18 protein-coding genes are annotated in these 22,332 nt (G+C 72.2%); all 18 read right to left on the bottom strand.

All coding sequences use genetic code 11. The features are described from left to right. Window positions 1-55 precede the first annotated feature (55 nt). Window positions 56-634 (bottom strand): hypothetical protein, encoded by a 579-nt coding sequence (locus CWN80_RS02580; RefSeq protein WP_007925091.1) that lies wholly within the window; start codon window positions 632-634, stop codon window positions 56-58. Further along, window positions 631-1,218: a hypothetical protein gene (locus tag CWN80_RS02575; protein WP_128276832.1), complete on the bottom strand. Its 588-nt coding sequence runs from the start codon at window positions 1,216-1,218 to the stop codon at window positions 631-633. Before CWN80_RS02575 ends, CWN80_RS02580 begins: the two co-directional genes overlap by 4 nt. Before the next feature lie 10 nt (window positions 1,219-1,228). Continuing rightward, window positions 1,229-2,716, bottom strand: coding sequence for a WXG100 family type VII secretion target (locus CWN80_RS02570; protein WP_007925096.1), 1,488 nt, complete (start codon window positions 2,714-2,716; stop codon window positions 1,229-1,231). A 104-nt stretch (window positions 2,717-2,820) separates the two neighbouring features. Beyond that, window positions 2,821-5,640: an Rne/Rng family ribonuclease gene (locus CWN80_RS02565; RefSeq protein WP_128276831.1), complete on the bottom strand. Its 2,820-nt coding sequence runs from the start codon at window positions 5,638-5,640 to the stop codon at window positions 2,821-2,823. Window positions 5,641-5,802: 162 nt separating this feature from the next. After that, a complete protein-coding gene (locus CWN80_RS02560; protein ID WP_051987817.1) occupies window positions 5,803-6,534 on the bottom strand; it encodes a TIGR03936 family radical SAM-associated protein in 732 nt (243 codons plus the stop codon). Window positions 6,535-6,539: 5 nt separating this feature from the next. Further along, the gene (locus CWN80_RS02555; protein ID WP_128276830.1) at window positions 6,540-9,401 is read right to left on the bottom strand and encodes an FAD-binding and (Fe-S)-binding domain-containing protein; all 2,862 of its coding nucleotides are present in this window, start codon (window positions 9,399-9,401) and stop codon (window positions 6,540-6,542) included. 56 nt (window positions 9,402-9,457) lie between these two features. After that, on the bottom strand, window positions 9,458-9,646 hold the full coding sequence (locus tag CWN80_RS02550; protein WP_007925111.1) for a hypothetical protein: 189 nt from the start codon (window positions 9,644-9,646) through the stop codon (window positions 9,458-9,460). Window positions 9,647-9,725: 79 nt separating this feature from the next. Next, window positions 9,726-11,720, bottom strand: coding sequence for a TIGR03960 family B12-binding radical SAM protein (locus CWN80_RS02545; protein WP_007925113.1), 1,995 nt, complete (start codon window positions 11,718-11,720; stop codon window positions 9,726-9,728). A gap of 63 nt (window positions 11,721-11,783) precedes the next feature. Beyond that, window positions 11,784-13,640 (bottom strand): AMP-dependent synthetase/ligase, encoded by a 1,857-nt coding sequence (locus tag CWN80_RS02540; protein WP_007925115.1) that lies wholly within the window; start codon window positions 13,638-13,640, stop codon window positions 11,784-11,786. Window positions 13,641-13,771: 131 nt separating this feature from the next. Next, the gene (locus CWN80_RS02535) at window positions 13,772-14,263 is read right to left on the bottom strand and encodes a DUF4442 domain-containing protein (protein WP_083853616.1); all 492 of its coding nucleotides are present in this window, start codon (window positions 14,261-14,263) and stop codon (window positions 13,772-13,774) included. A gap of 2 nt (window positions 14,264-14,265) precedes the next feature. Then, window positions 14,266-15,414, bottom strand: a complete 1,149-nt coding sequence (gene rodA, locus CWN80_RS02530; RefSeq protein ID WP_007925119.1) for a rod shape-determining protein RodA — start codon at window positions 15,412-15,414, stop codon at window positions 14,266-14,268. 4 nt (window positions 15,415-15,418) lie between these two features. Further along, window positions 15,419-16,387 carry a bifunctional riboflavin kinase/FAD synthetase gene (locus tag CWN80_RS02525; protein ID WP_040880686.1) on the bottom strand — a complete coding sequence of 323 codons (969 nt, stop codon included), beginning with the start codon at window positions 16,385-16,387 and terminating at the stop codon, window positions 15,419-15,421. Between the two features lie 11 nt (window positions 16,388-16,398). After that, window positions 16,399-17,319 carry a tRNA pseudouridine(55) synthase TruB gene (gene truB, locus CWN80_RS02520; RefSeq protein WP_007925123.1) on the bottom strand — a complete coding sequence of 307 codons (921 nt, stop codon included), beginning with the start codon at window positions 17,317-17,319 and terminating at the stop codon, window positions 16,399-16,401. Beyond that, entirely contained in the window at window positions 17,316-17,771 is a 456-nt protein-coding gene (gene rbfA, locus CWN80_RS02515) for a 30S ribosome-binding factor RbfA (RefSeq protein WP_007925125.1), read from the bottom strand. Before rbfA ends, truB begins: the two co-directional genes overlap by 4 nt. An 87-nt stretch (window positions 17,772-17,858) precedes the next feature. Continuing rightward, window positions 17,859-18,335 (bottom strand): DUF4190 domain-containing protein, encoded by a 477-nt coding sequence (locus CWN80_RS02510; RefSeq protein WP_007925127.1) that lies wholly within the window; start codon window positions 18,333-18,335, stop codon window positions 17,859-17,861. 81 nt (window positions 18,336-18,416) lie between these two features. Continuing rightward, complete coding sequence (locus CWN80_RS02505) at window positions 18,417-18,872, bottom strand: DUF4190 domain-containing protein (protein WP_128276829.1); 456 nt, start codon at window positions 18,870-18,872, stop codon at window positions 18,417-18,419. 187 nt (window positions 18,873-19,059) lie between these two features. Beyond that, window positions 19,060-21,882: a translation initiation factor IF-2 gene (infB, locus tag CWN80_RS02500; protein WP_128276828.1), complete on the bottom strand. Its 2,823-nt coding sequence runs from the start codon at window positions 21,880-21,882 to the stop codon at window positions 19,060-19,062. 63 nt (window positions 21,883-21,945) lie between these two features. Next, window positions 21,946-22,326, bottom strand: a complete 381-nt coding sequence (locus CWN80_RS02495) for a YlxR family protein (RefSeq protein WP_007928604.1) — start codon at window positions 22,324-22,326, stop codon at window positions 21,946-21,948. Window positions 22,327-22,332: the final 6 nt, after the last annotated feature.

Below are 22,332 nucleotides of genomic sequence, written 5' to 3'. Positions count from 1 at the left end.
CCAAAGACCAAGAGTACCGGCGAGACCCGCTGGCGGACAAACCGACGACGGGAGGTCAGCCCGGCGGCGTCAGCTGGTGCTCGAGGACGGGCGCCTCCCCCGGTCCGAGCACCGGGTGCAGCCCGACGGTGAAGCCGAGGAGGTCACCGCCATTGAGCCAGGTGTCGACGCTGCCACCCCGCGCGGAGGAGGCGGCGGAGTCGACCCCCGCCCGGTCCATGCCCACCTGTCCCCCGACCTCCTCGAGGCGGGTCGCCAGGGCATCGGCATCGGCCGGCGACTCGAAGAGGGCGATGCTCTGCACCTGCCGGTCGCCCGGGGCGACGAGCACCCGGATGACGTCGGCCTGGACGACGACCTCGCCACCCGTGCCGCGCACGACGACCTCGATCGGGTCCTCACCGCGCACGTCGACGTCGCGCAGGATGCCGCCGTCGGCCCCCAGGTCGTCCGCGGTGAGCGCCGTGGACAGGTCGATGAGCGCGCGGCGCTCGGTCTCGATGTGCTCGACCCCGGCCTCGCTGAAGGACGAGTTGTCCCCCGAGCCGGTCGTCGGCCCCTCCGCCGACCCTCGGGTGATCGTGCACCCCGCGAGGGCGAGCGCGAGCAGCCCGGCGACGGCGCCACGCCTCACAGCCGCAGCCACGTGTCCTGCGCGGACGGGTCCGCCGACGCCGGCCCCTCGGCCGGTGGGGCCTGGTCAGCCAGAGGCGTGAAGGACCACTCGAGGACCTCGAGGGCGGGGGCCTGCCCGCGGGCGGGCAGGCGGTGGAGGGTGACGCCGCCGCGGATGCCCAGGGCCTGCCCCCCGTGCAGCCCGTGCCGGCGACGGCGCTCGACCGGACCGTCGACGACCCGATCGACGAGCGCGGTGGTCGGCTCGGGAGCGAGGCCGAGGACCTCGGCCGTCCGGCGCAGCTCGTCGGCGGCTCGCTGCCCGTCGTCGAAGGAGCGGGTCAGCCCGACGACGGAGACGAGCTCGTCACCGCCGACCAGCAGTCGGATCGTCGTCGCTTCGACGCGCAGCGCGCCGAGCGGGCCCACGACGTCGACGGTGATCGGTCGGTCGAGCGGCGCGTCGACGTCCCAGACCGGCCCGGCCTCGCCGCCGAGCACCGTGTCGCGGGTCGGCCAGCCGGCAGCGAGGTCGATCACGGCACGTCCGGTCGCGTGGATGCGGTCCACCCCGGCTGCCGAGAAGGTCGAGCGGTCGGTCATGTCCAGCACCCTACTGTCGGACGTCGGCGTCGAACCCGGACAGGATCCGCGCGACGATGCGGTCGACGTTGTTGACGGGTCGGGCCTCGTCGAGGCGGGTGTCGAAGTCCGACTCGACGATCGCGCGGATCTCCTCGTCGGTCAGGTCGGCGAAGGCCGGCCACGTGTCCTGCTCGATGAGTGCCCAGCGGGAGGACTGGTCGGCGACATTGCCCTCCGGCAGCGGGGTCGTCACGGTGACGGTCCCCTGCAGCGGGTTGTCGATGCCGGTGAAGGGGATGGTGTGCGGCCCCGGGGTCTCCACGTCGAAGGTCACCGGGAAGACCTCGCCGAAGGTCTGCGCACCGGGGATCGTCGGCTCACCGATGAGGGTGATGCCGTAGGTGACCGCGGGGCCCGTCGGGAAGTGGCTGTATATCGTCTGGTAGTCGTCGACGATGATCTGGTTCTGCTCCCGCCACAGCAGCCGGTGGTTGCCGTCGTCGACCCGGGCGGGGTCGCCGGAGTCGATCCCGTACCAGGCCTGCATCGCGTTGTCGTCGATGACGCCGGCCGCGTGCATCCGCTCGATCTCGGCGATGCCCCCGTCGACGTAGGCCTGGTGCATCGACCCCTGGTCGAAGAAGATCTCCTGCTGCATCGACAGCAGGGTCGACTCGTAGAAGGCGAGGTCGGCGTCGCTCAGCGAGGCAAGCACCGCGAGGTTGCCCGCGTGCGGCGGTGGCAGCAGGGGTGCGCCGGCGAGGACACCCTGGGCGACGTCGCGGGCGAGGTCGAGGTCGGCGAAGCCGCCGGCGAAGCTCGGGCCGATCATGTTGGCCATCGCGGCCCACTCGAGATCGGGGTTGGCGAGGTAGAGCTCGCCGTAGTACTCGTACACCGCCGAGACGATGTCGCGGTTGCCGTCGAAGCCCTGGCTCGGGTCCCACTCCGCCGGGTCGATGCCCGCCTGCTGCAGGGCCCGGTCGATCCAGTACTGCTCGAGGTAGTCCGCGTAGGCGACCGGGTCGTCGGCAAAAAGCCCGTCGTCGAAGGCCCGGTCGAGCGCCTCCTTGGTCCCCTCCGGGTCCGCGACCGCGAGGTCGCGGAACTCGTCGCTCTCGAGGTAGTCGGCCCGCTCCTGGGGCGTCATGTCCTCGAGCTCGTCGTAGAGGTCGGCCGCCGCCAACGGCGGCGTCATGGGGAGCCTCGGTCCGGCTGACGAAGGGGGGCCCCCGCCCGTGGCACCCGCGCTACCGGCCTCCTGCTCGGCCGCCTGGGTCCGGGCGCGGCCGCCGTAGGTGTCGAGCAGATCGGCCGCCTCGGCCAGCCGGGTGCGGGCGGTGGCCCACGACTGGCCGAATCGGTCGGCGTCGTCGCCGGTCCAATGCATCGCCAGGAGCATCGCCTGCGCGGTGCCGTCGCCCTCGACGGTCCGGGTGCGCCCCGCCAGCGTCACGAGTGCGTCGCCGATGGCGCGCAGTCGGTCGCTGTCGGCGCCGTGCGTCAGCTGGTCCACGGTGTCCCTTCCCCCTGCTGGTCAGGTGAAGGCTAGCCACGTGCACGCCGACGGCCCATGGGGAGCGCTCCCCCATGGGCCGTCGGTCGGTGCGGCTCGGTGCGTCAGGCCTTCGGCGGGCCGGCCTCCGAGGTGACGCGCTTGCGCTTGCGTCGCGCCGGCGCGGCCGGCTCCGGGTCGGCGACAGGTGTCGTCGGCGCCTCGCCGGACTCACCGGCGACCTTGGTCAGGGGTGCCGCTGCGGGCTCGGCCGGCGCGGTGAGGTCGACGGCCTCGAGCGCCACCGGGGCACCCGAGCTCGACGCGGCACGGCGGCCACCGCGGCGACGCCTCGGCGCCTCCTGCGGCTCGGGCTCGACAGCGCTCTCGACGGGCTCGGGCACGACATCGGCCGCGGGCTGCAGCGCCAGCTGCTCCGGCTCGGCCGGGGCTGGCGGGGTCGACTCCTCGCCCGCGCCGGTCAGGTCGACCGCCTCGAGCGCCACCGGGGCGCCGGCGGTGGAGGCCGCCCGGCGACCGCCGCGACGACGCTTCGGCGCCTCCTGCGCCGGCTCCTCGACCGGCGCCGGCCCCGACGTCACCTCGGGCGCGTCGGCGGCGGAGTCGGTGGTCGCGAGGTCGGCGACGTCGTCCTCGCTCGCCTCGCCGGCGATGTTCTTGATCGCCGCGGCGTGGGCCGCCGCCGCGATCTGGGCCGCGGTCCGGCCGTTGGCGTCGGTCTGCTCCTCGACCGGCTCCTGGCGCTGCGCCGAGGAGTCCTTGTCCCCCTTCGACCGGCCACGACGGGACTTGCCGCCGCCACCGCCACCGTTGCCGCCGTGGTTGCCGCCGGCGTGACCACCGGGGTCGTGGGCGACGGGCTCGCTGTGGACGATGATGCCCCGACCCTGGCAGTGCTCGCACTCTTGCGAGAAGACCTCGATGAGACCGGCACCGACCCGCTTGCGGGTCATCTGCACCAGGCCGAGCGAGGTGACCTCGGCGACCTGGTGCTTGGTGCGGTCACGGCCCAGGCACTCGAGCAGACGGCGGACGACGAGGTCCCGGTTGGACTCGAGGACCATGTCGATGAAGTCGACGACGATGATGCCGCCGATGTCGCGCAGCCGCAGCTGACGCACGATCTCCTCGGCCGCCTCGAGGTTGTTCTTCGTCACCGTCTCCTCGAGGTTGCCCCCGGAGCCGGTGAACTTGCCGGTGTTGACGTCGACGACCGTCATCGCCTCGGTGCGGTCGATGACGAGCGAGCCGCCGGAGGGCAGCCAGACCTTGCGGTCCATCGCCTTGGCGATCGCCTCGTCGATCCGGTGCGCGGCGAAGACGTCGCCCTCGCCCGTGTACTTCTCCAGGCGGTCGGAGAGGTCCGGTGCGACGTCGTCGACGTAGCCCTTGATCTCGCGCCAGGCGTCGTCGCCCGAGACGACCATCTTGGCGAAGTCCTCGTTGAAGATGTCGCGGATGACCCGCACGGTCATGTCCGGCTCGGCGTGCAGGAGGACCGGGGCGCCGCCGGCGGATCCCTTCTTGCCCTTCTTGGCCTCGGCCTTGGAGCTGATCTTGTCCCAGGCCTTGGTGAGCCGCTCGACATCGGCGGTCAGCTCGGCCTCCGAGGCACCCTCGGCAGCGGTCCGGACGATGACGCCCGCGCTGTCCGGGACGACCTGCTTGAGGATCCCCTTGAGGCGGGAGCGCTCGGTGTCGGGCAGCTTGCGCGAGATGCCCGTCATGCTGCCCTCGGGCACGTAGACGACGTAGCGGCCGGGCAGCGAGATCTGCGAGGTGAGGCGCGCACCCTTGTGGCCCACCGGGTCCTTGGTCACCTGGACGAGGACCGAGTCACCCGAGGAGAGCGCATTTTCGATCCGGCGCGCCTGGCCGTTGCCGACGCCCTGCGCCTCCCAGTTGACCTCACCGGCGTAGAGCACCGCATTGCGGCCCTTGCCGATGTCGATGAAGGCGGCCTCCATGCTCGGCAGCACATTTTGCACGCGTCCGAGGTAGACGTTGCCGACGAGCGTCGACGTCGTCTCGCGGGAGACGTAGTGCTCGGCGAGCACGCCATCCTCGAGGACGCCGATCTGGGTGCGGTCGCCGTGCTGGCGCACGACCATGACCCGCTCGACGCTCTCGCGCCGGGCGAGGAACTCCGCCTCGGTGATGATCGTGCGGCGACGACCGGCCTCACGGCCCTCGCGGCGACGCTGCTTCTTCGCCTCGAGACGGGTGCTGCCCTTGATCGCCTGCGGCTCGTTGCGCCGCGACTCGCGGACCTTGGTCACGGTGCCGGGCGGGTCCTCCTGGCCACCGTTGCCACCACCACCACCGCCGCCACCACGGCGGCGCCGGCGACGTCGACGCGAGCTGCCGGAGCCCTCGTCACCGGAGTCGTCGGACGAGCCCGAGTCGTCGGAGTCGTCGTCGGACCCGTCGTCCGAGGAGTCGGTGTCGTCGGATGCGTCATCGCCCTGCGCCTGCCGGCCACCCCGGCCGCGCGAGCGCCCGCGGCCGCGGCCACCACCGGAGGAGTCGTCCGCGGAGTCGTCGTCCGAGGTGTCGTCATCGGAGGAGTCGGCGGGAGCCTCGCCCGACTCGTCGGCGCCCTCGTCGCCGGAGCGGCTGTTGCGACCGCGCCCGCCGCGACGACGACGGCGGCGGCCGCCCCCTTCGCCCGGGGTGTCGTCACCGGAGTCGTCGCGCGACTCGTCCTGGTCGCTGCTCTTGTCGTCCTCGTCCGCGACGTCCTCCGGCTCCGGCTCGCGCCGGCGCGGCGGGGCGACGACCGGGGTCGGCTGCTGGAAGAGGAGGCCGAAGGACGGCACGACGGCTGCGGGCGCCGACTGCGGCTCCTGCGTCTCGGGCGTGTCCGTCTCGGGCTGGGCTGCCTGCGTCGACTCGTCGACGGGCGTGTCGTTGTCGGTGGCCATGTGGCACCTCCTGCACCACGGCCGTGTCCCGACACCGGCACCCCTGAGAGGGGTGCGACCCGGCCGCCGTGCGGCGTGGCGGGCGCCTGGCCCGCGAAAGAGTCCGTGTTGCCTCGGCCGGGCTCGCGCTCAGCGCGGCACCCCGTCGGGGCCGGCGGCGTCTCAGTCGGCGGCCAGTGGATCGGCCACGCTCTCGGTCTCGCTGCTCCAGATCCCCTGCGCCAGTCGGGTCGCCTTGGGCGATCGCGGCGGCGCGAACGAGGTGGCAGCGGTGATCGCGCTGAGGACGTCGTCGGGGCGAACGGCAGGTGTGGTGTGCCGCACGACCATCGTCAGTATCGCACAGCCCTCGTCCGACAGACCGGTCTCCGCCCGGATGACGGGCTCGCGCGCGTCGTAGGACTTCACGCCCTTCTTGAACATCCGGCTGACCTCCACCCGCTCCTGCGCGAGGAACCCGGCGACGGCCCGCTCGAGGTCGGCCAGCTCGACACCGGGGAACTCCAGCAACCACCGGCTCGCCTGCAGGCGGTCGGCCAGCGCACCCGGCTGGGCCTCGACCACCGAGACGATGTCGAGCCCGTCAGGCAGGGCCGCGTCGAGGGCCGTGGCCAGCGCATCGGGGTCGACCCGCTCGGTCACCGAGATCTCGAAGTACTCCGCCTCGCTCGCCGCCCCAGTCGCAGCGCCGTTGGCGTAGGAGATCTTCGGGTGCGGGTGGAAGCCGGCCGAGTAGGCCATCGGCACCCCCGAGCGTCGCAGCGCGCGCTCGAGCGCACGGCCGAAGTCACGGGTCGAGGAGTAGCGCAGCCGCCCGCGGCGGGCGTACTGGATGCGCAACTTCTGGACCGCCGGGGGTGGGGGCGGGCCGTCGGGGGTGCGTTGCGGGGACATGGGGGTCAAGCGTAGGCGCCGCGCGCGAGCAGCTCGACCAGGTGCACGCCGGTCCGCTCGGTGAGGTCGGCGATCTGGGTCTGGCAGCTGAAGCCGTCGGCGAGGACGACCGTGTCGCAGCCGGCCCCCTCGATCGCCGGCAGCAGCTGCTGCTCGGCGACCTTGACCGACACCTCGTAGTGGCCGAGCTCGACGCCGAAGTTGCCCGCCAGCCCGCAGCAGCCGCCCAGCCGCGTCACCGTCGCGCCCGTGCGGGCGAGCAGCGCCTCGTCGGCCGCCCAGCTCATCACCGCGTGGTGGTGGCAGTGCGGCTGGGCCACGACCTCGGTGCCGGAGAGGTCGGGGGCGGCCCAGCGCCCTGCGTCGATGGCGGTGGTGAGCACCTCGGCGACCGTGCGCACTCCCCCGGCGACCTCACGAGCGGCCGGCGAGTCGACGAGCCGCGGCAGGTCGTGGCGCAGCGCGGCGGTGCAGCTCGGCTCCATGCCGACGACGGGGATGCCCGCCGCGACGACCGGCGCGAGGACGCGCGCGGCATCGGTCAGGGTCTTCTTCGCGGCGTCGAGCTGACCGGTGGAGATGAAGGTCAGCCCACAGCACAGCGCCTCCGCCGGGACGAAGGGGGTGAACCCCGCCTGCTGCAGCAGCGCCACGGTCGACCGGCCGACCTGGGGCGAGAAGTGGTCGGTGAAGGAGTCGACGAAGATCGCGACTGGGTGGGCGGTGCCGGCGGCCTGGGCCGCGGAGGCGACGAGCCCCTCGCCCTGCGCCCAGGTGCGGAAGGTCTGCCGGGCGAAGGTCGGGATGCTCCGGCGCGGGTCGACGCCCGCCGCGGGCAGGGTGAGCCGCTTGATGCCGGGCAGGGAGGTCATCGCATTGGCAACCCGCGGCAGCCTGGCGGCGACCCGGGCGAGCTGCGGCAGCCGGCCGAGCGAGTAGTGGCTGCGCGGTCGCACCCGGCCCTTGTACGTCTGGTGGAGGGTCTCCGACTTGTACGTCGCCATGTCGATGCCCGTGGGGCAGTCGCTGGCGCAGCCCTTGCACGACAGGCACAGGTCGAGGGCGTCGTGCACCTCGGGCGAGCGCCAGCCATCGGTGATCGTCGACCCGTTGAGCATCTCCTGCAGCGCGCGGGCGCGGCCCCGGGTGGAGTCCTTTTCCTCCCCCGTCGCGAGATAGCTCGGGCACATGACGGTGCTCGACGTGCCAGCGGCCCGGCACTTGCCGACGCCGGTGCAGCGGTGGACGGCCTGGCTGAAGTCGCCGTCGTCCTCGGGGTAGGCGAAGGCAAGCGGCAGGCTCACCTTGCGGGCTGCGGGGATGCGGATGTCGGCGTCGACGGGCGCAGCGTCGACGAGGACACCCGGGTTGAGCAGGTTGCTCGGGTCGAAGGCGTGCTTGACGGCACCGAAGAGGGCCATCGTCTCGGCGTCGTACATGCGCGGCAGCAGGGCCGAGCGGGCCCGGCCGTCACCGTGCTCCCCGGAGAGCGAGCCTCCGTGGGCGGCGACGAGGTCGGCCGCGTCCTCGACGAGTCGCCGGTAGCGATCGCGGCCGTCGGGGGCGTCGAGGTTGACGTCGAGACGGATGTGCAGGCAGCCGTCGCCGAAGTGCCCGTAGGGCAGGCCCTGCACGTCGTGCTCCTCGAGCAGCGCGTCGAAGGCCCGCAGGTAGTCGCCGAGGTGCTCTGGCGGCACGGCGGCGTCCTCCCACCCGGCGTGGGCGGGCCGATCGCGCGGCGATCGCGAGGAGAGGCCGGCGCCGTCCTCACGGATCTTCCACAGCGCGCGGGCCTGGCCCGGGTCGTCGACGACGAGGGCGTCGACGTGCGCGATCTCGCGGCAGACCTGCTCGGCACCGGCGCGCGCGGCGGCCGGGGTCTCCCCCGGGACCTCGACGAGCAGCCACGCGGCACCGCGCGGCAGGTCGGGCACGGCGTGCGGGCCGCGACGGCGCCGGACGATGTCGACGATGCGCGAGTCGATGCCCTCTGCCGCAACGGCGCCCAGCCCCTTGAGCAGGTGGGCGACGTCGCCGGCGGCGTAGATGTCCTCGAAGCCGAGGACCGTCAGGCACGTGGCCGGCGGGTCGGTGACGAGACGCACCCGGGCCTGCGTCACGAGGGCGAGCGTCCCCTCGGAGCCGACGAGCATGCGGCCGATGTCGCGGCCGCGCTCGGGGGCGAGGTGCTCCAGCGCGTAGCCGGAGACCTGCCGGCCGAAGCGCCCGAACTGCGTGCGGATCGTGCCGAGGTGGTCGTCGGCGAGCTGCGTCAGCCGGGCCACGAGGGCGTCGTCACCGGTGAGCGAAGGGGGTCCCCCCGCCGCTCCCGTCGTCGCCGAGAGCCGGGTGCCGGCCGCGGTGAGCATCTCCAGGCCGACGACGTTGTCGCTCGTCCGCCCGTAGCCGAGCGCGCGGTTGCCGCAGGCGTTGTTGCCGATCATGCCGCCGACGGTGCAGCGGCTGTGGCTGCTCGGGTCGGGGCCGAAACGCAGCCCGACCCGGCGGGCCTCGGCCTGGAGGGTGGCGTGCACGGTACCGGCCTCGACGAGGGCGGTCGCGCTGTCGCCGTCGACCTCCAGGACCCGGCCGAGGTGACGGGCGGTGTCGATGACGATGCCGGGGCCGACCGCGTTGCCGGCGCACGAGGTGCCGGCACCACGGGCGGTGACGGGGATGCCGAGCTCTCGGGCCACGGCGAGGGTGCCCTCGATCTCGTCGGTGTGCCGCGGGAAGACCACCGCCCGCGGCGGCACGCGGTAGATGCCGGCGTCCGTGGCGTACATGCCGATCGTCAGGGCATCGGTCCGTGCGTCGGCCACGCCCTCACGACGCAGGGCCTCGGTCAGCAGGGTCGGCGTCGTCATGCCGGGCATTGTCCCCCTTCGGCCGGAGGCGGCGCGGACCGGTCTCGCAGGCCGGGTCAGTCGCCGGGGATGAACCACGGGACGAGCACGAGGACGATCGCCAGCAGTGCGATCAGTCCGGCGCCGCCGAGGGTGTAGCTCGAGCGTCGCTGCCGCGGCCAGTCCTGCATCGGCAGCACGGCGAAGCCCATGCCGTAGGCGATCGCCATGACGGCGACGATCACGATCCCGGTCGTGACGGACATGTCTGCTCCCCCTGCTCGACGGTGTCCGGTCCAGCCTGCCACGACAACCGGACGAAGGGAGTCTCCCGTCGGCCCCGGGTCAGCCCGTCTGCCCGGACGGGGCGACCATGTCCTGCTTGCCGGCCCCGAGGACGGTGAGCGGGAGCAGGTTCTTGCCCGTCGGACCGATCTCGATGTCGGTCCCCATCTGCGGGCAGACGCCGCAGTCGAAGCACGGGGTCCACCGGCAGTCGTCGACCTCGGTCTCGTCGAGCGCGTCGAGCCAGTCCTGCCACAGCCACTCCTTGTCGAGACCGGAGTCGATGTGGTCCCAGGGCAGGACCTCCGACTCCTCCCGCTCGCGGGTGGTGTACCAGGCGACGTCGACGCCGGTGCCCTCGAGGGCGGTCTCGGCCGCGGACATCCATCGGTCGTAGGAGAAGTGCTCGCTCCAGCCGTCGAAGCGGCCACCCTCGCGCCAGACCTGCTCGATGACCCGCCCGACGCGGCGGTCACCGCGCGAGAGCAGGCCCTCGACGATGCCCGGCTTGCCGTCGTGGTAGCGGAAGCCGATGGACCGGCCGTAGCGCTTGTCGGCACGGATCGCGTCGCGCAGCTTGTGCAGCCGCTCGTCGGTCTCCTCGGCGCCGAGCTGGGCGGCCCACTGGAAGGGGGTGTGCGGCTTCGGCACGAAGCCGCCGATGGAGACGGTGCACCGGATGTCGTTGTGCCCGGCGACCTCGCGGCCGGTCTCGATGACCCGCTTGGCGACCTCGGCGATCTGCAGCACGTCCTCGTCGGTCTCGGTGGGCAGACCGCACATGAAGTACAGCTTGACCTGACGCCAGCCGGCGCCGTAGGCCGCCGACACCGTCCGGATGAGGTCCTCCTCGGTCACCATCTTGTTGATGACCTTGCGGATCCGCTCCGACCCGCCCTCGGGGGCGAAGGTCAGGCCGGATCGGCGCCCGTTGCGGGTCAGCTCGTTGGCCAGGTCGATGTTGAAGGCGTCGACGCGGGTGCTCGGCAGGGACAGGCCCGTGTTGGTCCCCTCGTAGCGGTCCGCGAGCCCCTTGGCGATGTCGCCGATCTCGGTGTGGTCGGCGCTGGAGAGGGAGAGCAGCCCGACCTCCTCGAAGCCGGTGGCGGCCAGGCCGGCCTCGACCATCTCGCCGATGCCGGTGATGGAGCGCTCCCGGACCGGTCGGGTGATCATGCCGGCCTGGCAGAAGCGGCAGCCGCGGGTGCAGCCGCGGAAGATCTCGACGCTCATCCGCTCGTGGACCGACTCCGCGAGGGGGACGAGCGGCTTCTTGGGGTAGGGCCACGCGTCGAGGTCCATGACCGTGTGCTTGTCGACGCGCCACGGCACGCCGGTCTCCACCGGGGCGACGCGCTGGATGCGCCCGTCGGGCAGGTAGTCGACCTCGTAGAAGGCCGGGACGTAGACGCCGCCGGTCGCCGCGAGGCGTCGCAGCACCTCGACACGGCCGCCGGGTCGGCCCTCGGCCTTCCACCCGGCGATGATGTCGGTGGCCGCGAGCACGGCCTCCTCGCCGTCACCGACGATCGCCGCGTCGATGAAGTCGGCGACCGGCTCCGGGTTGAAGGAGGCGTGCCCGCCCATGACGACGAGCGGGTGCTCGTCGCCCCGGTCGGCCGCGTGCAGCGGGATGCCGGCGAGGTCGAGGGCCGTGAGCATGTTGGTGTAGCCGAGCTCGGTCGAGAAGCTCAGGCCGAAGACGTCGAAGTCGCCGACGGGGCGGTGCCCGTCGACGGTGAACTGCGGCAGGCCGTGCTCGCGCAGCAGGGCCTCCATGTCGGGCCACACCGCGTAGCTGCGCTCCGCGAGGGCGTCGGCCCGCTCGTTGAGCACCTCGTAGAGGATCATGACGCCCTGGTTGGGCACGCCGACCTCGTAGGCGTCGGGGTACATGAGGGCCCAGCGGACCGTGAGCTCGTCACCGTCGGGACCGTGGCCACCGACGTGCCAGTCCTTGACCGTCGAGTTCAGCTCGCCCCCGACGTACTGGATGGGCTTGCTGACCCGCTCGAGCAGGGGCTCGAGGGCAGGGAAGATCGACTCACCGGACATACCCCAAGGGTAGGTCCGGTGCGCGGCAGTCCCAAACACCGCGCACCGGACCCCTCCCGCGGATCAGCTCGGGTACATCTCCTCGATGTCGCCCTTGAACTTGTCGGCGACGACCTTGCGGCGCAGCTTGAGGCTGGGCGTGAGCTCCCCGTCCTCGACCGTCAGGTCACGCCCGAGGATGTGGAAGCGCTTGATCTGCTCGTGCCGGTTGAGCCCGGCGTTGAGCTCGTCGATGTAGGACTGGACCATCTCGCGGGCCTGCATCGACGAGACGATCTCGGTGTACCCGGCATCGGCCAGGCCGTTGGCCTCGGCCCACGGCTGGATGGCCTCCTCGTCGAGGGTGACGAGCGCCGTGACGAACTGCCGGTTTTCCCCGTGGACGAGCAGCTGGCCGACGTAGGGGCACAGCCCCTTGAAGGTCGACTCGATCTGCGACGGCGCCACGTACTTGCCGTTGCTCGTCTTGAAGAGGTCCTTCTTGCGGTCGGTGATCTTGACGAAGCCGTCGGCGTCGACCTCCCCGATGTCACCGGTGTGGAACCACCCGTCCTCGGTGAGCACCTCGGCAGTCGCCTCGGGGTTGTTGTGGTATCCCTCCATGACGTGCTCGCCGCGGACGAGGATCTCGCCGTCCTCGGCGACCTTGATCTCGGTCTGGACGTTGGGCCAGCCGACGGTGCCGACGCGCAGGGCGTAGGGCCGGTTGACCGTGGCCGCCGCGGAGGTCTCGGTGAGGCCGTAGCCCTCGAGGATCGGCAGGCCGGCACCGTTGAACCAGTGGGCGATGTCGGTGTTGAGCGCCGCGGAGCCGGAGATGAAGAAGCGCACCCGGCCGCCGAAGCGGTCGCGCACCTTGGCGAAGACGAGCTTGTCGGCGACCTTGTGCTTCAGCCCGAGGAGCAGGCCCGGCCGACGCCCGTCGGACTGGGCCTGGGAGTACTGCCGGGCCGTCGCGGAGGCGAAGTCGAAGATCTTCGCCTTGGCGCCCCCTTCCTCCTGCATGCCGAGCGAGAGCTTGCCGTAGACCTTCTCGAAGATGCGCGGGGCCGCCGCCATGAAGGTCGGGCGGACCTCACCGAGGTTGTCGACGATCTTGTCGATCCGCCCGTCGACGGCCGTCTGCATGCCCACGTCGGTGCTGATGAGCAGCAGGACCTTGGCGAAGACGTGCGACAGCGGCAGCCACAGGTAGTGCACGTCGTCCGGGGTGAGCATCCCGGTCGAGCGGATCGCGGCGCCCTGGTAGGTCCACGTCGCGTGACGCAGACGCACGCCCTTGGGGCGGCCGGTCGTGCCCGAGGTGTAGATGATCGTCGCGAGCGACTGCGGCCCGGTGGCGTCGATGCGGGCGTCGACCACGCCCGGTTCGGCCGCGAGCAGGGCCGCGCCGCGTCCCTCGAGGTCCTCGAAGGAGATGACCCAGTCGTCGAGGTCGACGCCGTCGGTGTCGACGACGACGACCGTCATGACCTCGGGGATCGCGTCGCGGACCTGGCGCAGCTTGCCGACCTGCTCCGCGTCCTCGGCGATGACGACCCGGGAGCCCGAGTTGTCGACGATGAAGGCGACGTCGTCGCTGATCGACGTCGGGTAGATCGTCGTCGTCGCGGCGCCGGCGGCCATGATGGCGTAGTCGGCGAGGACCCACTCGATGCGGGTGCTCGAGGCGAGGGAGACACGGTCCTCGGGACGGATCCCGAGATCGACGAGACCGGCCGCCAGCTGCCAGACGCGATCACCGAGCTGGGCCCAGGTCAGCTCGTCCCAGGCGATGCCGGAGGGGTAGGAGTAGGCGGTGTTGTCAGGGGTGTCGGCAATGCGCTGCCGCAGCAGGTGACCGACGGAGGGCGCACGGTCCTCGAACATGCTGGCGTCGTAGGCCTCGTCGACGGCGCGGGTGGGGCGGGGGTCAGGCACAGGAGTCCACTCCTTCGTGGGCTTCGGGTGATGCGCGCATCCTCCCCCAGCGTCGGGCCGGGTGTCACTGGTCCGCCCACAGCGTGACCATTTGGTGACCAAATGCTGACGGTGGCTCCGCCGCCGGCCCCTCAGGCCGGCTTGCGGCGCACGTACAGCTGCTTGCGGTAGCGGGCGACGAGGGTCCCGTCCTCGGCGACGACGTCGTTGTCGCACCACACCAGGTACTTGCTGCCGTCAGCCGTCGCGGCGCGGATCTCGTCGAGCAGCTCGTCGGTGATCCGGATGCTCGTGCGCACGTCGGTGCGGCCAGGACTGACGAAGTCGATCTCCCCCGCCTTGTCCCAGACGATGTACTCGTCCCCGAGGCACCGCAGGGCCCCGAGCATCCACCACGGGTCGCACATGGCGAAGAGGGAGCCGCCGAACTGCGTCCCGACGTAGTTGCGGCTCCACGGGCGCATCCGCAGCGAGACGTCGAACTCGCGGAAGTCTGCGGAGATCCGGTCGACGTGGACGCTCGCGGCGAGGAAGGGCGGCCAGAGGTTGAGCCCACGGCGCAGCGCGGTGGCGCCGAGGTCCTTGGACAGGGTCTGGAAGGAGGGGCTCTGCACGGGGGCCATCGTCACCGATGGGTGGGCACGGGTTCACGACCTGTGGCGGACCTCTCCTCCCGGGCCACCGCGACGACCACGCCGATCGCCGCCCAGCAGGCGAACATCGACGAGCCGCCGTAGGAGAGGAAGGGCAGCGGCAGACCCGTGACGGGCAGCAGACCGAGGTTCATGCCGATGTTTTCGACCGACTGCACGGCGAACCACGCGGCGACGGCCCAGCACACGAGCCGGACGAAGGGGTCGTCGCTGCGGGTGCCGGCCAGGGCGATGCGGGCGACGACGAGCCCGAGGAGCACGACGACGAAGGCGGCGCCGACGAAGCCGAGCTCCTCCCCCGCCACGGAGAAGACGAAGTCGGTCTCCTGGAAGGGGATCGCGCCCGAGGTCGTCAGCTCTCCCGCGTGCAGCCCCTGCCCGCCCCAGCCCCCGTTGGCGATCGCCCGCCGCACCTGCTGGGTCTGGTAGCCGATGCCCATCGGGTCCGCGCTGGGGTCGAGGAAGGCGGTGAGGCGATCGCGCTGGTAGCCGCTGAGCAGCGGGGTCGTGAAGGCCGCCGTCACCGCTGCGACACCCGCGAGGAGCACACCGGCGAGCCACGGCCACGAGGCTCCGGAGACGACGAGCACCCCGAGCGCCAGCGCGACGAGCACGAGCGCCGACCCCAGGTCGGGCTGGGCCATGACGAGCAGCACCGGCACGGCGGTCGCGGCACCGGCGAGCAGGATCTCGCGCGGTCGGGGTCGCTGCCGACGCTCCGCCGCGGGCGCGAGCAGCATCGGCAGGGCGACGCACAGCCCGACCTTCGCCAGCTCGCTCGGCTGGAGGGAGAAGCCGCCGGGCAGCTGGATCCACGACCGGGAGCCGTTGACCTCGGAGCCGAGCGGGCTGAGCACGAGCACGAGCCCGACGAGCCCCACGAGGTAGGCGAAGGGGGCCAGCGCCCGCAGCACGGCCCGGTCCAGCCGGGCGACGAACAGGGCGATGACCAGACCGATCCCGAGGTTGACGAGATGGCGCACCAGGTAGGCCGACCCGGCCTCGTGCCGCGTCGCGGAGTGCACGAGCACCGCGCCGAGCCCCGCGGCGATGAGCGCGGCTGCAAGCAGCACGAGGTCGGAGCGCAGCAGGCGGGCGGCGAAGCCCCCTTCGGTCCGCACGACCTCAGGCGGGCGCGGCCGGCGGGAGCCCGAGGACGCGGCGGGTCTGCTCGACGTCGGCGGCCATCGCCTCGAGCAGCGCGTCGATGGAGTCGAAGCGCAGGGTCGGGCGGACGTGGTCGACGAAGTCGACGGCCACCCGTTCGTCGTAGAGGTCGAGGTCGGTGCGGTCGAGGACGTAGGCCTCGACGACGCGGGTCTGCTGGTCGAAGGTGGGGTTGGTCCCCACGGAGATCGCCACCGGGAGACGGCGGTCGGCCGCGTCGATCGGCAGGTCGAGGCGGGTGAGCCACCCGGCGTACACCCCGTCGGAGGGCACGAGACCGAGGCTGTCGTCGCCGAGGTTGGCCGTCGGGTACCCGAGCTCACGACCCCGGTGGAAGCCGTGGACGACCGTGCCCACGACGCGGTGGGTGCGCCCGAGGATCGCGGCCGCCGCTGCCACCTCGCCGGCGGACAGGTGGGCGCGCACCGCGGACGAGGACCACCGCTCGGTCTCGCCCTGGTCCTCGATGACGACGACCTCGAAGCCGTGCTCGGCTCCCAGCTGCCGGAGCAGGTCGACGTCGCCCGTGTAGCCGGCTCCGAAGCCGCGGGTGTCGGCCCCGACGACGAGGACCGCCGCCTGCAGGCCGGTGACGAAGGTGTCGACGACGTAGTCGACGGCGCTCGTCTGCGCGAAGTCCATGGTGAAGGGCAGCACGCACAGTCCGTCGACGCCCGCCTCGGCGAGCAGCTCGTCGCGCAGCGGCCCCGGCGAGATGATCTCCGGCGCCCGCTCGGGGTGCATGACCTCGACGGGGTGCGGGTCGAAGGTCACTGCCACAGCCGGCAGGTCGCGCTCACGCCCCTGCCGGACCAGCTCGTCGAGGATGGCACGGTGCCCGCGGTGGACACCGTCGAAGTTGCCGAAGGTCGCCACGCACGGCCGCAGCTGCGGCGGGGTGGCACTCGGAGATGACCATTGCTGCACGGGACGACACTCTACGAACTGGCGGGCGCGAAGACGACGTGGGCTCGCGCGGTGCCGCGGCTCTCGTCGAGGACGGCGACGAGAGACCCGTCGGGGCCGAGAGCCGCCACCGGCTCCGTGCGGCCGGGGCTGGCGCTGTCGATGCGCTGTCCGTAGCCGAGCGCCCGAGCCTCGGGCTCGGTGAGCTCGCGCGTGACGAGCGCTGCGGCAGCGGCCTGCTCGAGCGGGGTGAGCGGCAGCAGAGCGTCCTCTCCCCCGCTCTCGCGCAGGGCCGAGAGCTCGTCGAGGGTGTGGGCGTGCGCGAGGGTCAGCCCACCCACGCGGGTGCGCCGCAGCGCCGTGAGGTGACCGTGGCAGCCCAGGTCGGCCCCGAGGTCGCGCGCCAGGGCGCGCACGTAGGTGCCCGACGAGACCTCGACGACGACGTCGATGTCGAGCACGGGGTGCCCCTCCGCCTCGGTCGACCGCACGTCGAGCATGTCGAAGCGCGAGACCCTGACGGGGCGGGCGGCGAGCTCGACCTGCTCCCCCGCCCGCACGCGGGCGTACGAGCGCTCCCCCTTGACCTTGATGGCGCTCACCGAGCTCGGCACCTGCTCGATGTCGCCCGTGAGCCGGGCGACGGCCGCGTCGAGCGCCGGCCGGTCCGTCCCGGCCACGTCGCCGACGGCCGTGACCTCCCCTTCGGCGTCGTCGGTGATCGTCGCCTGACCCAGACGGATCGTCGCGGTGTACTCCTTGTCCGCGCCGACGAGGAAGGTGAGCAGCTTGGTGCCCCGACCGACGCCGAGGACGAGGACGCCCGTGGCCATCGGGTCGAGGGTGCCGGCGTGGCCGACCTTCCTGGTCCGGTAGAGACGCCGGCAGCGGGCGACGACGTCGTGGCTCGACCAGCCGGCGGGCTTGTCGACGACGACGAGGCCCTCGCTCACGCGTCGCTCCCCGGAGGGGTGCCCTCCCCCTCGTCGTCCTTGGTGCGGTAGGGGTCGGCGTCACCGGCCGGCGAGGCACTCGCCCGGGATCGTGCGAGGTCCTCGTCACGCTCGCGCGCGGAGCGGAGCAGGTCGTCGATGTGCGACGCGTTTTCGGGCACGCCGTCGGGGAGGATCTCCAGCGTCGGCGTCAGCCGGATGCCCAGCTGCTTGCCGACGAAGGAGCGCAGCTTGCCGCGGTTGGCCTCGAGGACCTCCGCGCTGCGGGCCCTCTGGTCGTCGTCACCGAAGACGGTGTAGAAGACCGACGCGTGCTGGAGGTCACCGGTCACCCGCACGTCGGTGATCGTCACGAACCCGAGGTCCGGGTCCTTGACGACCTGCTGCAGGTTGGCCGCGATGAGCTCCTGGATGCGATCGGCGATCTTGCGGGCGCGGGCCGGGTCGGCCATGGCACACCTCCGTGAGGGGCTGGGTGAGGACGAGGTCCACGGTATGCGACGCCGCCGCGTGCGACGACGCCGCGCCGCGGACCGTCACTACGAGTTGGTGGCGACGTTGGCGATGCCGGCGAGCAGGCTGATGATCGTGACGCCGAAGGCGACGACGCCGAGGACGATGCCGATGATCGCGAGGGTGCGCTCGTTGCCGTCACCCTGCAGCGCATTCGCCTTGGACAGACCCATGCCGCCGCAGATGACCGCGACGAGTGCCGCCAGGGCGCCCACCGGCCAGCAGCAGCAGCCGAGGGGTATGGCGATCAGGCCGACGACGATCGAGACGATGCCGAGGGTCTTGGCGCTCCCGTCCGGGGCGGCATGAGGCATGGCATAGGGGTTCGCCTCCGGTGCGCCGTACGGCGGCGGGGCGGCGGCGCCGTACGGCGGCTGGCCGTACTGCGGCGTCGACGGGTAGGGCTGCTGGCCCTGCGGCTGGCCGTAGGGCTGGCCCTGGGGCTGCTGGCCGTAGGGCTCGGGCTGGCTACCGTACCCGGGTCCGGGGGGCGGTGTCGTCATGAGGATGTCCTGTGAGTCGTCGGGAGGAGACGTGCGACGCCCCCGGCACCGAGGCACCGGGGGCGTCTGACGAGGTCAGCGTCAGCTCATGTCGCTGTAGGCGTTGATGTCGATGACGCCGGCAGCCACGAGGATCCAGTAGATGACCGCGATGGCCAGACCGATCGCACCGGTGATGATGCCGATGAGGATGTAGGTCTTCAGGTCGGGGCGCGGGTTGGTCTTCGTCTGGTTCTTGGCGATGAGACCGGTGATGAGGGCGACGACCGAAAAGATCGGCAGGCCCCAGCAGCAGCACAGCAGGACGCCGACGATACCGGTGCCCATGGAGACGAAGGAGAGGATCTTCGTCTGGTCGCTGCCGCCCTGCGGCGCGCCACCGGGAGCCGGCGGGGGCGCCTGGGGCGGCATGCCGCCACCGGGGGCGGAGCCGTAGGTCGGAGCCCCGGACGGGCCGCCGGCGGGGGCCGAGCCGCTGCCGGAGGGGTCGTAGGGCTGGTTGCTTCCGCCGCCGGGCGGAGGAGGTGGCGTCGTCATGTGTCGCTTCCCCTAGAAGTCGTTGGTGCGGTCGGACACACCCTAGTCGGCGCGCGGCGGTTACCGCCGCATTGAGGGTGAGGAGTTCTCCCCGGTGGGTGCGCCCCGGGTGTGCGGACGGGAGGACGACGAAGGGCGCCGCCCCCGGTGGTCCTGGGAGCGGCGCCCTGCGCAGTGCGTCCAGACGTCAGGCGCGCGGCTTCTCGCGCATCTCGTACGTCGTGATGAGGTCGCCCTCCTGCACGTCGTTGAAGCTGCCGAGGTTGATACCGCACTCGAAGCCCTCGCGGACCTCGGTGACGTCGTCCTTGAAGCGTCGCAGACCGGTGAGCTCGAGGCCCTCGGTGATGACGACGCCGTTGCGGGTGATGCGCGCCTTGGAGCCGCGCTTGATCTCGCCGCTGCGGACGATCGAGCCGGCGATGTTGCCGAACTTGCTCGAGCGGAAGACCTCACGGATCTCCGCCGAGCCGAGCTCGACCTCTTCGTACTCCGGCTTGAGCATGCCCTTGAGCGCCTGCTCGATCTCCTCGATGGCCTGGTAGATCACGCCGTAGTAGCGGATCTCCACGCCCTCGCGCTCGGCGACCTCGGCGTTCTGCCCCTCGGCGCGGACGTTGAAGCCGATGATGATCGCGTCCGAGGCCATGGCGAGGTTGATGTTGTTGAGCGTGATCGCGCCGACACCACGGTCGATGATCCGCAGGTCCACGTCGTCGCCGACGTCGATCTGCAGCAGCGCGTCCTCGAGCGCCTCGACCGAGCCCGACACGTCACCCTTGAGGATGAGGTTGAGGGTGTCGATCTTGCCGGCGGCGATGACCTGGTCGAGGTCCTCGAGGCTGATCCGCTTGCGCGCCTTGGCCAGGCTGGCCTGACGGTCGGCGGCCTCACGCTTCTCGGCGATCTGGCGAGCGGTCCGGTCGTCCGGCGCGACGACGAAGGTGTCGCCGGCACGCGGGACGGACGAGAGACCGAGCACCTGGACCGGGCGGGAGGGGCCCGCCTCGTCGACCGTGTTGCCGTGCTCGTCGAGCATGGCCCGCACACGACCGAAGGCCGAGCCGGTGACGATCGCGTCACCGACGTGCAGCGTTCCGGACTGGACGAGGACGGTCGCCGTGGCACCGCGGCCCTTGTCGAGGTTGGCCTCGATCGCGACACCACGGGCGTCGCGCTCGGGGTTGGCCCGCAGGTCGAGCGCCGCGTCGGCCGTCAGCAGGACGGCCTCGAGGAGGCTGTCGATGTTCTGCCCCTGCTTGGCGGAGACGTCGACGAACATCGTGTCGCCGCCGTACTCCTCGGCCACGAGGTTGTACTCGGTGAGCTGACCGCGGATCTTCGCCGGGTCGGCGCCCTCGACGTCGATCTTGTTGACCGCGACGACGATCGGGACGTCCGCCGCCTGGGCGTGGTTGAGCGCCTCGATGGTCTGCGGCATGACGCCGTCGTCGGCAGCGACGACGAGGATCGCGATGTCGGTGACCTTGGCACCACGGGCACGCATGGCCGTGAAGGCCTCGTGACCCGGGGTGTCGATGAAGGTCAGCGCCCGCTCGTCACCCTCGTGCTCGGTGTGGATCTGGTAGGCACCGATGTGCTGGGTGATGCCACCGGTCTCGCCGGAGCCGACGTCCGCGTTGCGGATCGCGTCGAGCAGTCGCGTCTTGCCGTGGTCGACGTGACCCATGACGGTGACGACCGGCGGACGCGCCTCCAGGTTCTCCTCGTCCTCGGCATCGACACCGATCTCGAGGTTGATGTCGAAGGAGTCGAAGAGCTCGCGCTCCTCCTCCTCCGGGGAGACGATCTGGATGTCGTAGCCCAGCTCGGCACCGAGGAGCTGGAAGGTCTCCTCGTCGAGCGACTGGGTCGCCGTCGCCATCTCACCGAGGTTGAAGAGCACGGTGACGAGCGACGCCGGGTTGGCGTTGATCTTGTCGGCGAAGTCGCTCATCGACGCACCCTGGCGCACGCGCACCACGGTGTTGCCGTCGCCCCGGGGGACGATGACGCCGCCGATGGACGGCGCGGACATCTGCTCGAACTCGGCGCGCTTCGCCCGCTTGCTCTTGCGCTGCTTGCGCTTGCCGCCACCGCGACCGAAGGCACCCTGGGTGCCACCACGACCGCCGGGGCCACCGCGGTAGCCACCGCCACCGGGACCGCCGCCGGGACGTGCACCGGGGCCGCCACCGGGACGACCGCGACCGGCACCGGGGCCACCACGGCCGCCGGGACGCTCACCGGGGCGCGGGACCGCCGAGCTCGCCGGCATCATGCCGGGCGACGGGCGGGCACCACCGGGACGAGGACCGGCCGGGCGGGGACCGCCGGCACCGGCGCCCTCGCGGGCCGGCGGGCGCGGACCGCCCTGGCCCTGACCGCCACGACCGCCGGGGCGCTGCCCGGGGCGGGGCATGCCCTGGCTCGAGGCGAAGGGGTTGTTGCCGGGGCGGGGGCTGCCGGAGCCGCCCCCTTCGCGGCGGGTACCCATGCCCTGGCTCGAGGCGAAGGGGTTGTTGCCCGGGCGCGGGCCGGGGCGCTCGGCCGGCTTGGCCGGAGCGGGGCGCGGGCCGGGGGTGGGCGCCTTGGGACCCGGGGTCGCCGACGCAGCGGGCTGCTGCGTCTCGGCCGGGGCGGCGGGGGTCTCGGCGGCAGGAGCAGCCGGGGCCTGCGGGGTGGCCGGCGCGGACGGGGCCGCAGGGGCCGCCGGGCCGGGCGTCGGCTTCGCCGCGGGAGCGGGGGCCGGGGCCTCCGGCTCGGCAGGCTTCGTCGGAGCCTTGGGACCGGGCTTGGCGGGGGTGGGCGTGGCGGCCGGCTTGGCGGCAGCCTTCTTCGCCTTGGGGTCGGCGGCGGGCGGGTTGTCCTTCACCCGACGCACGACCGGCGCCTCGATCGTCGAGCTCGCCGACTTCACGAACTCCCCCATGTCGCCCAGGTGGGCGAGGAGGGCCTTGCTGGAAACCCCGAGCTCCTTGGCGAGCTCGTGGACACGGACCTTGGCCACGTTTCTCCTTCTCTGGTCCGTACCTGAGAGAAGGCGCGGACCGTCGTCAGTTGAGGTGAATGCTCATTGCTGAGTACTCATCGGGTGCTCATCAGCGTCAAACCCGCTCTCGGTTGCTGTACGTACGGATGCAGACGACTGCGCCATCTCCTCGATCCAGGCACGAAGGGCGTCGGTCACCTCGACCCGGCACCGCAAGGCACGGGAGAGGGCCCGCCGCCGGACGGCGAGGTCCAAGCAGGCGATGTCGGGATGGAGCCATGCTCCACGGCCCGGCAAGCGCCGGCGCGGATCGGGCTGGGCAGAGGTCTCCCCTCGGTCATCCGTCACCGCGACGATGCGCAGCAGAGTCGACCGGCTATCCCGTCCACGACACCCGATGCAGGTCCGGATCGGTCCTGCGGCGACGTCGTCGGACTGGAGTCCAGTCCGGTCGAACTCCATCAGTCT

The organism is Janibacter hoylei PVAS-1, from assembly GCF_004025845.1.
Classification (GTDB): Bacteria; Actinomycetota; Actinomycetes; order Actinomycetales; family Dermatophilaceae; genus Janibacter; species Janibacter hoylei.
Note: the sequence above shows the minus strand (reverse complement) of the source record. Positions and strands in the feature narration are given on the sequence as shown.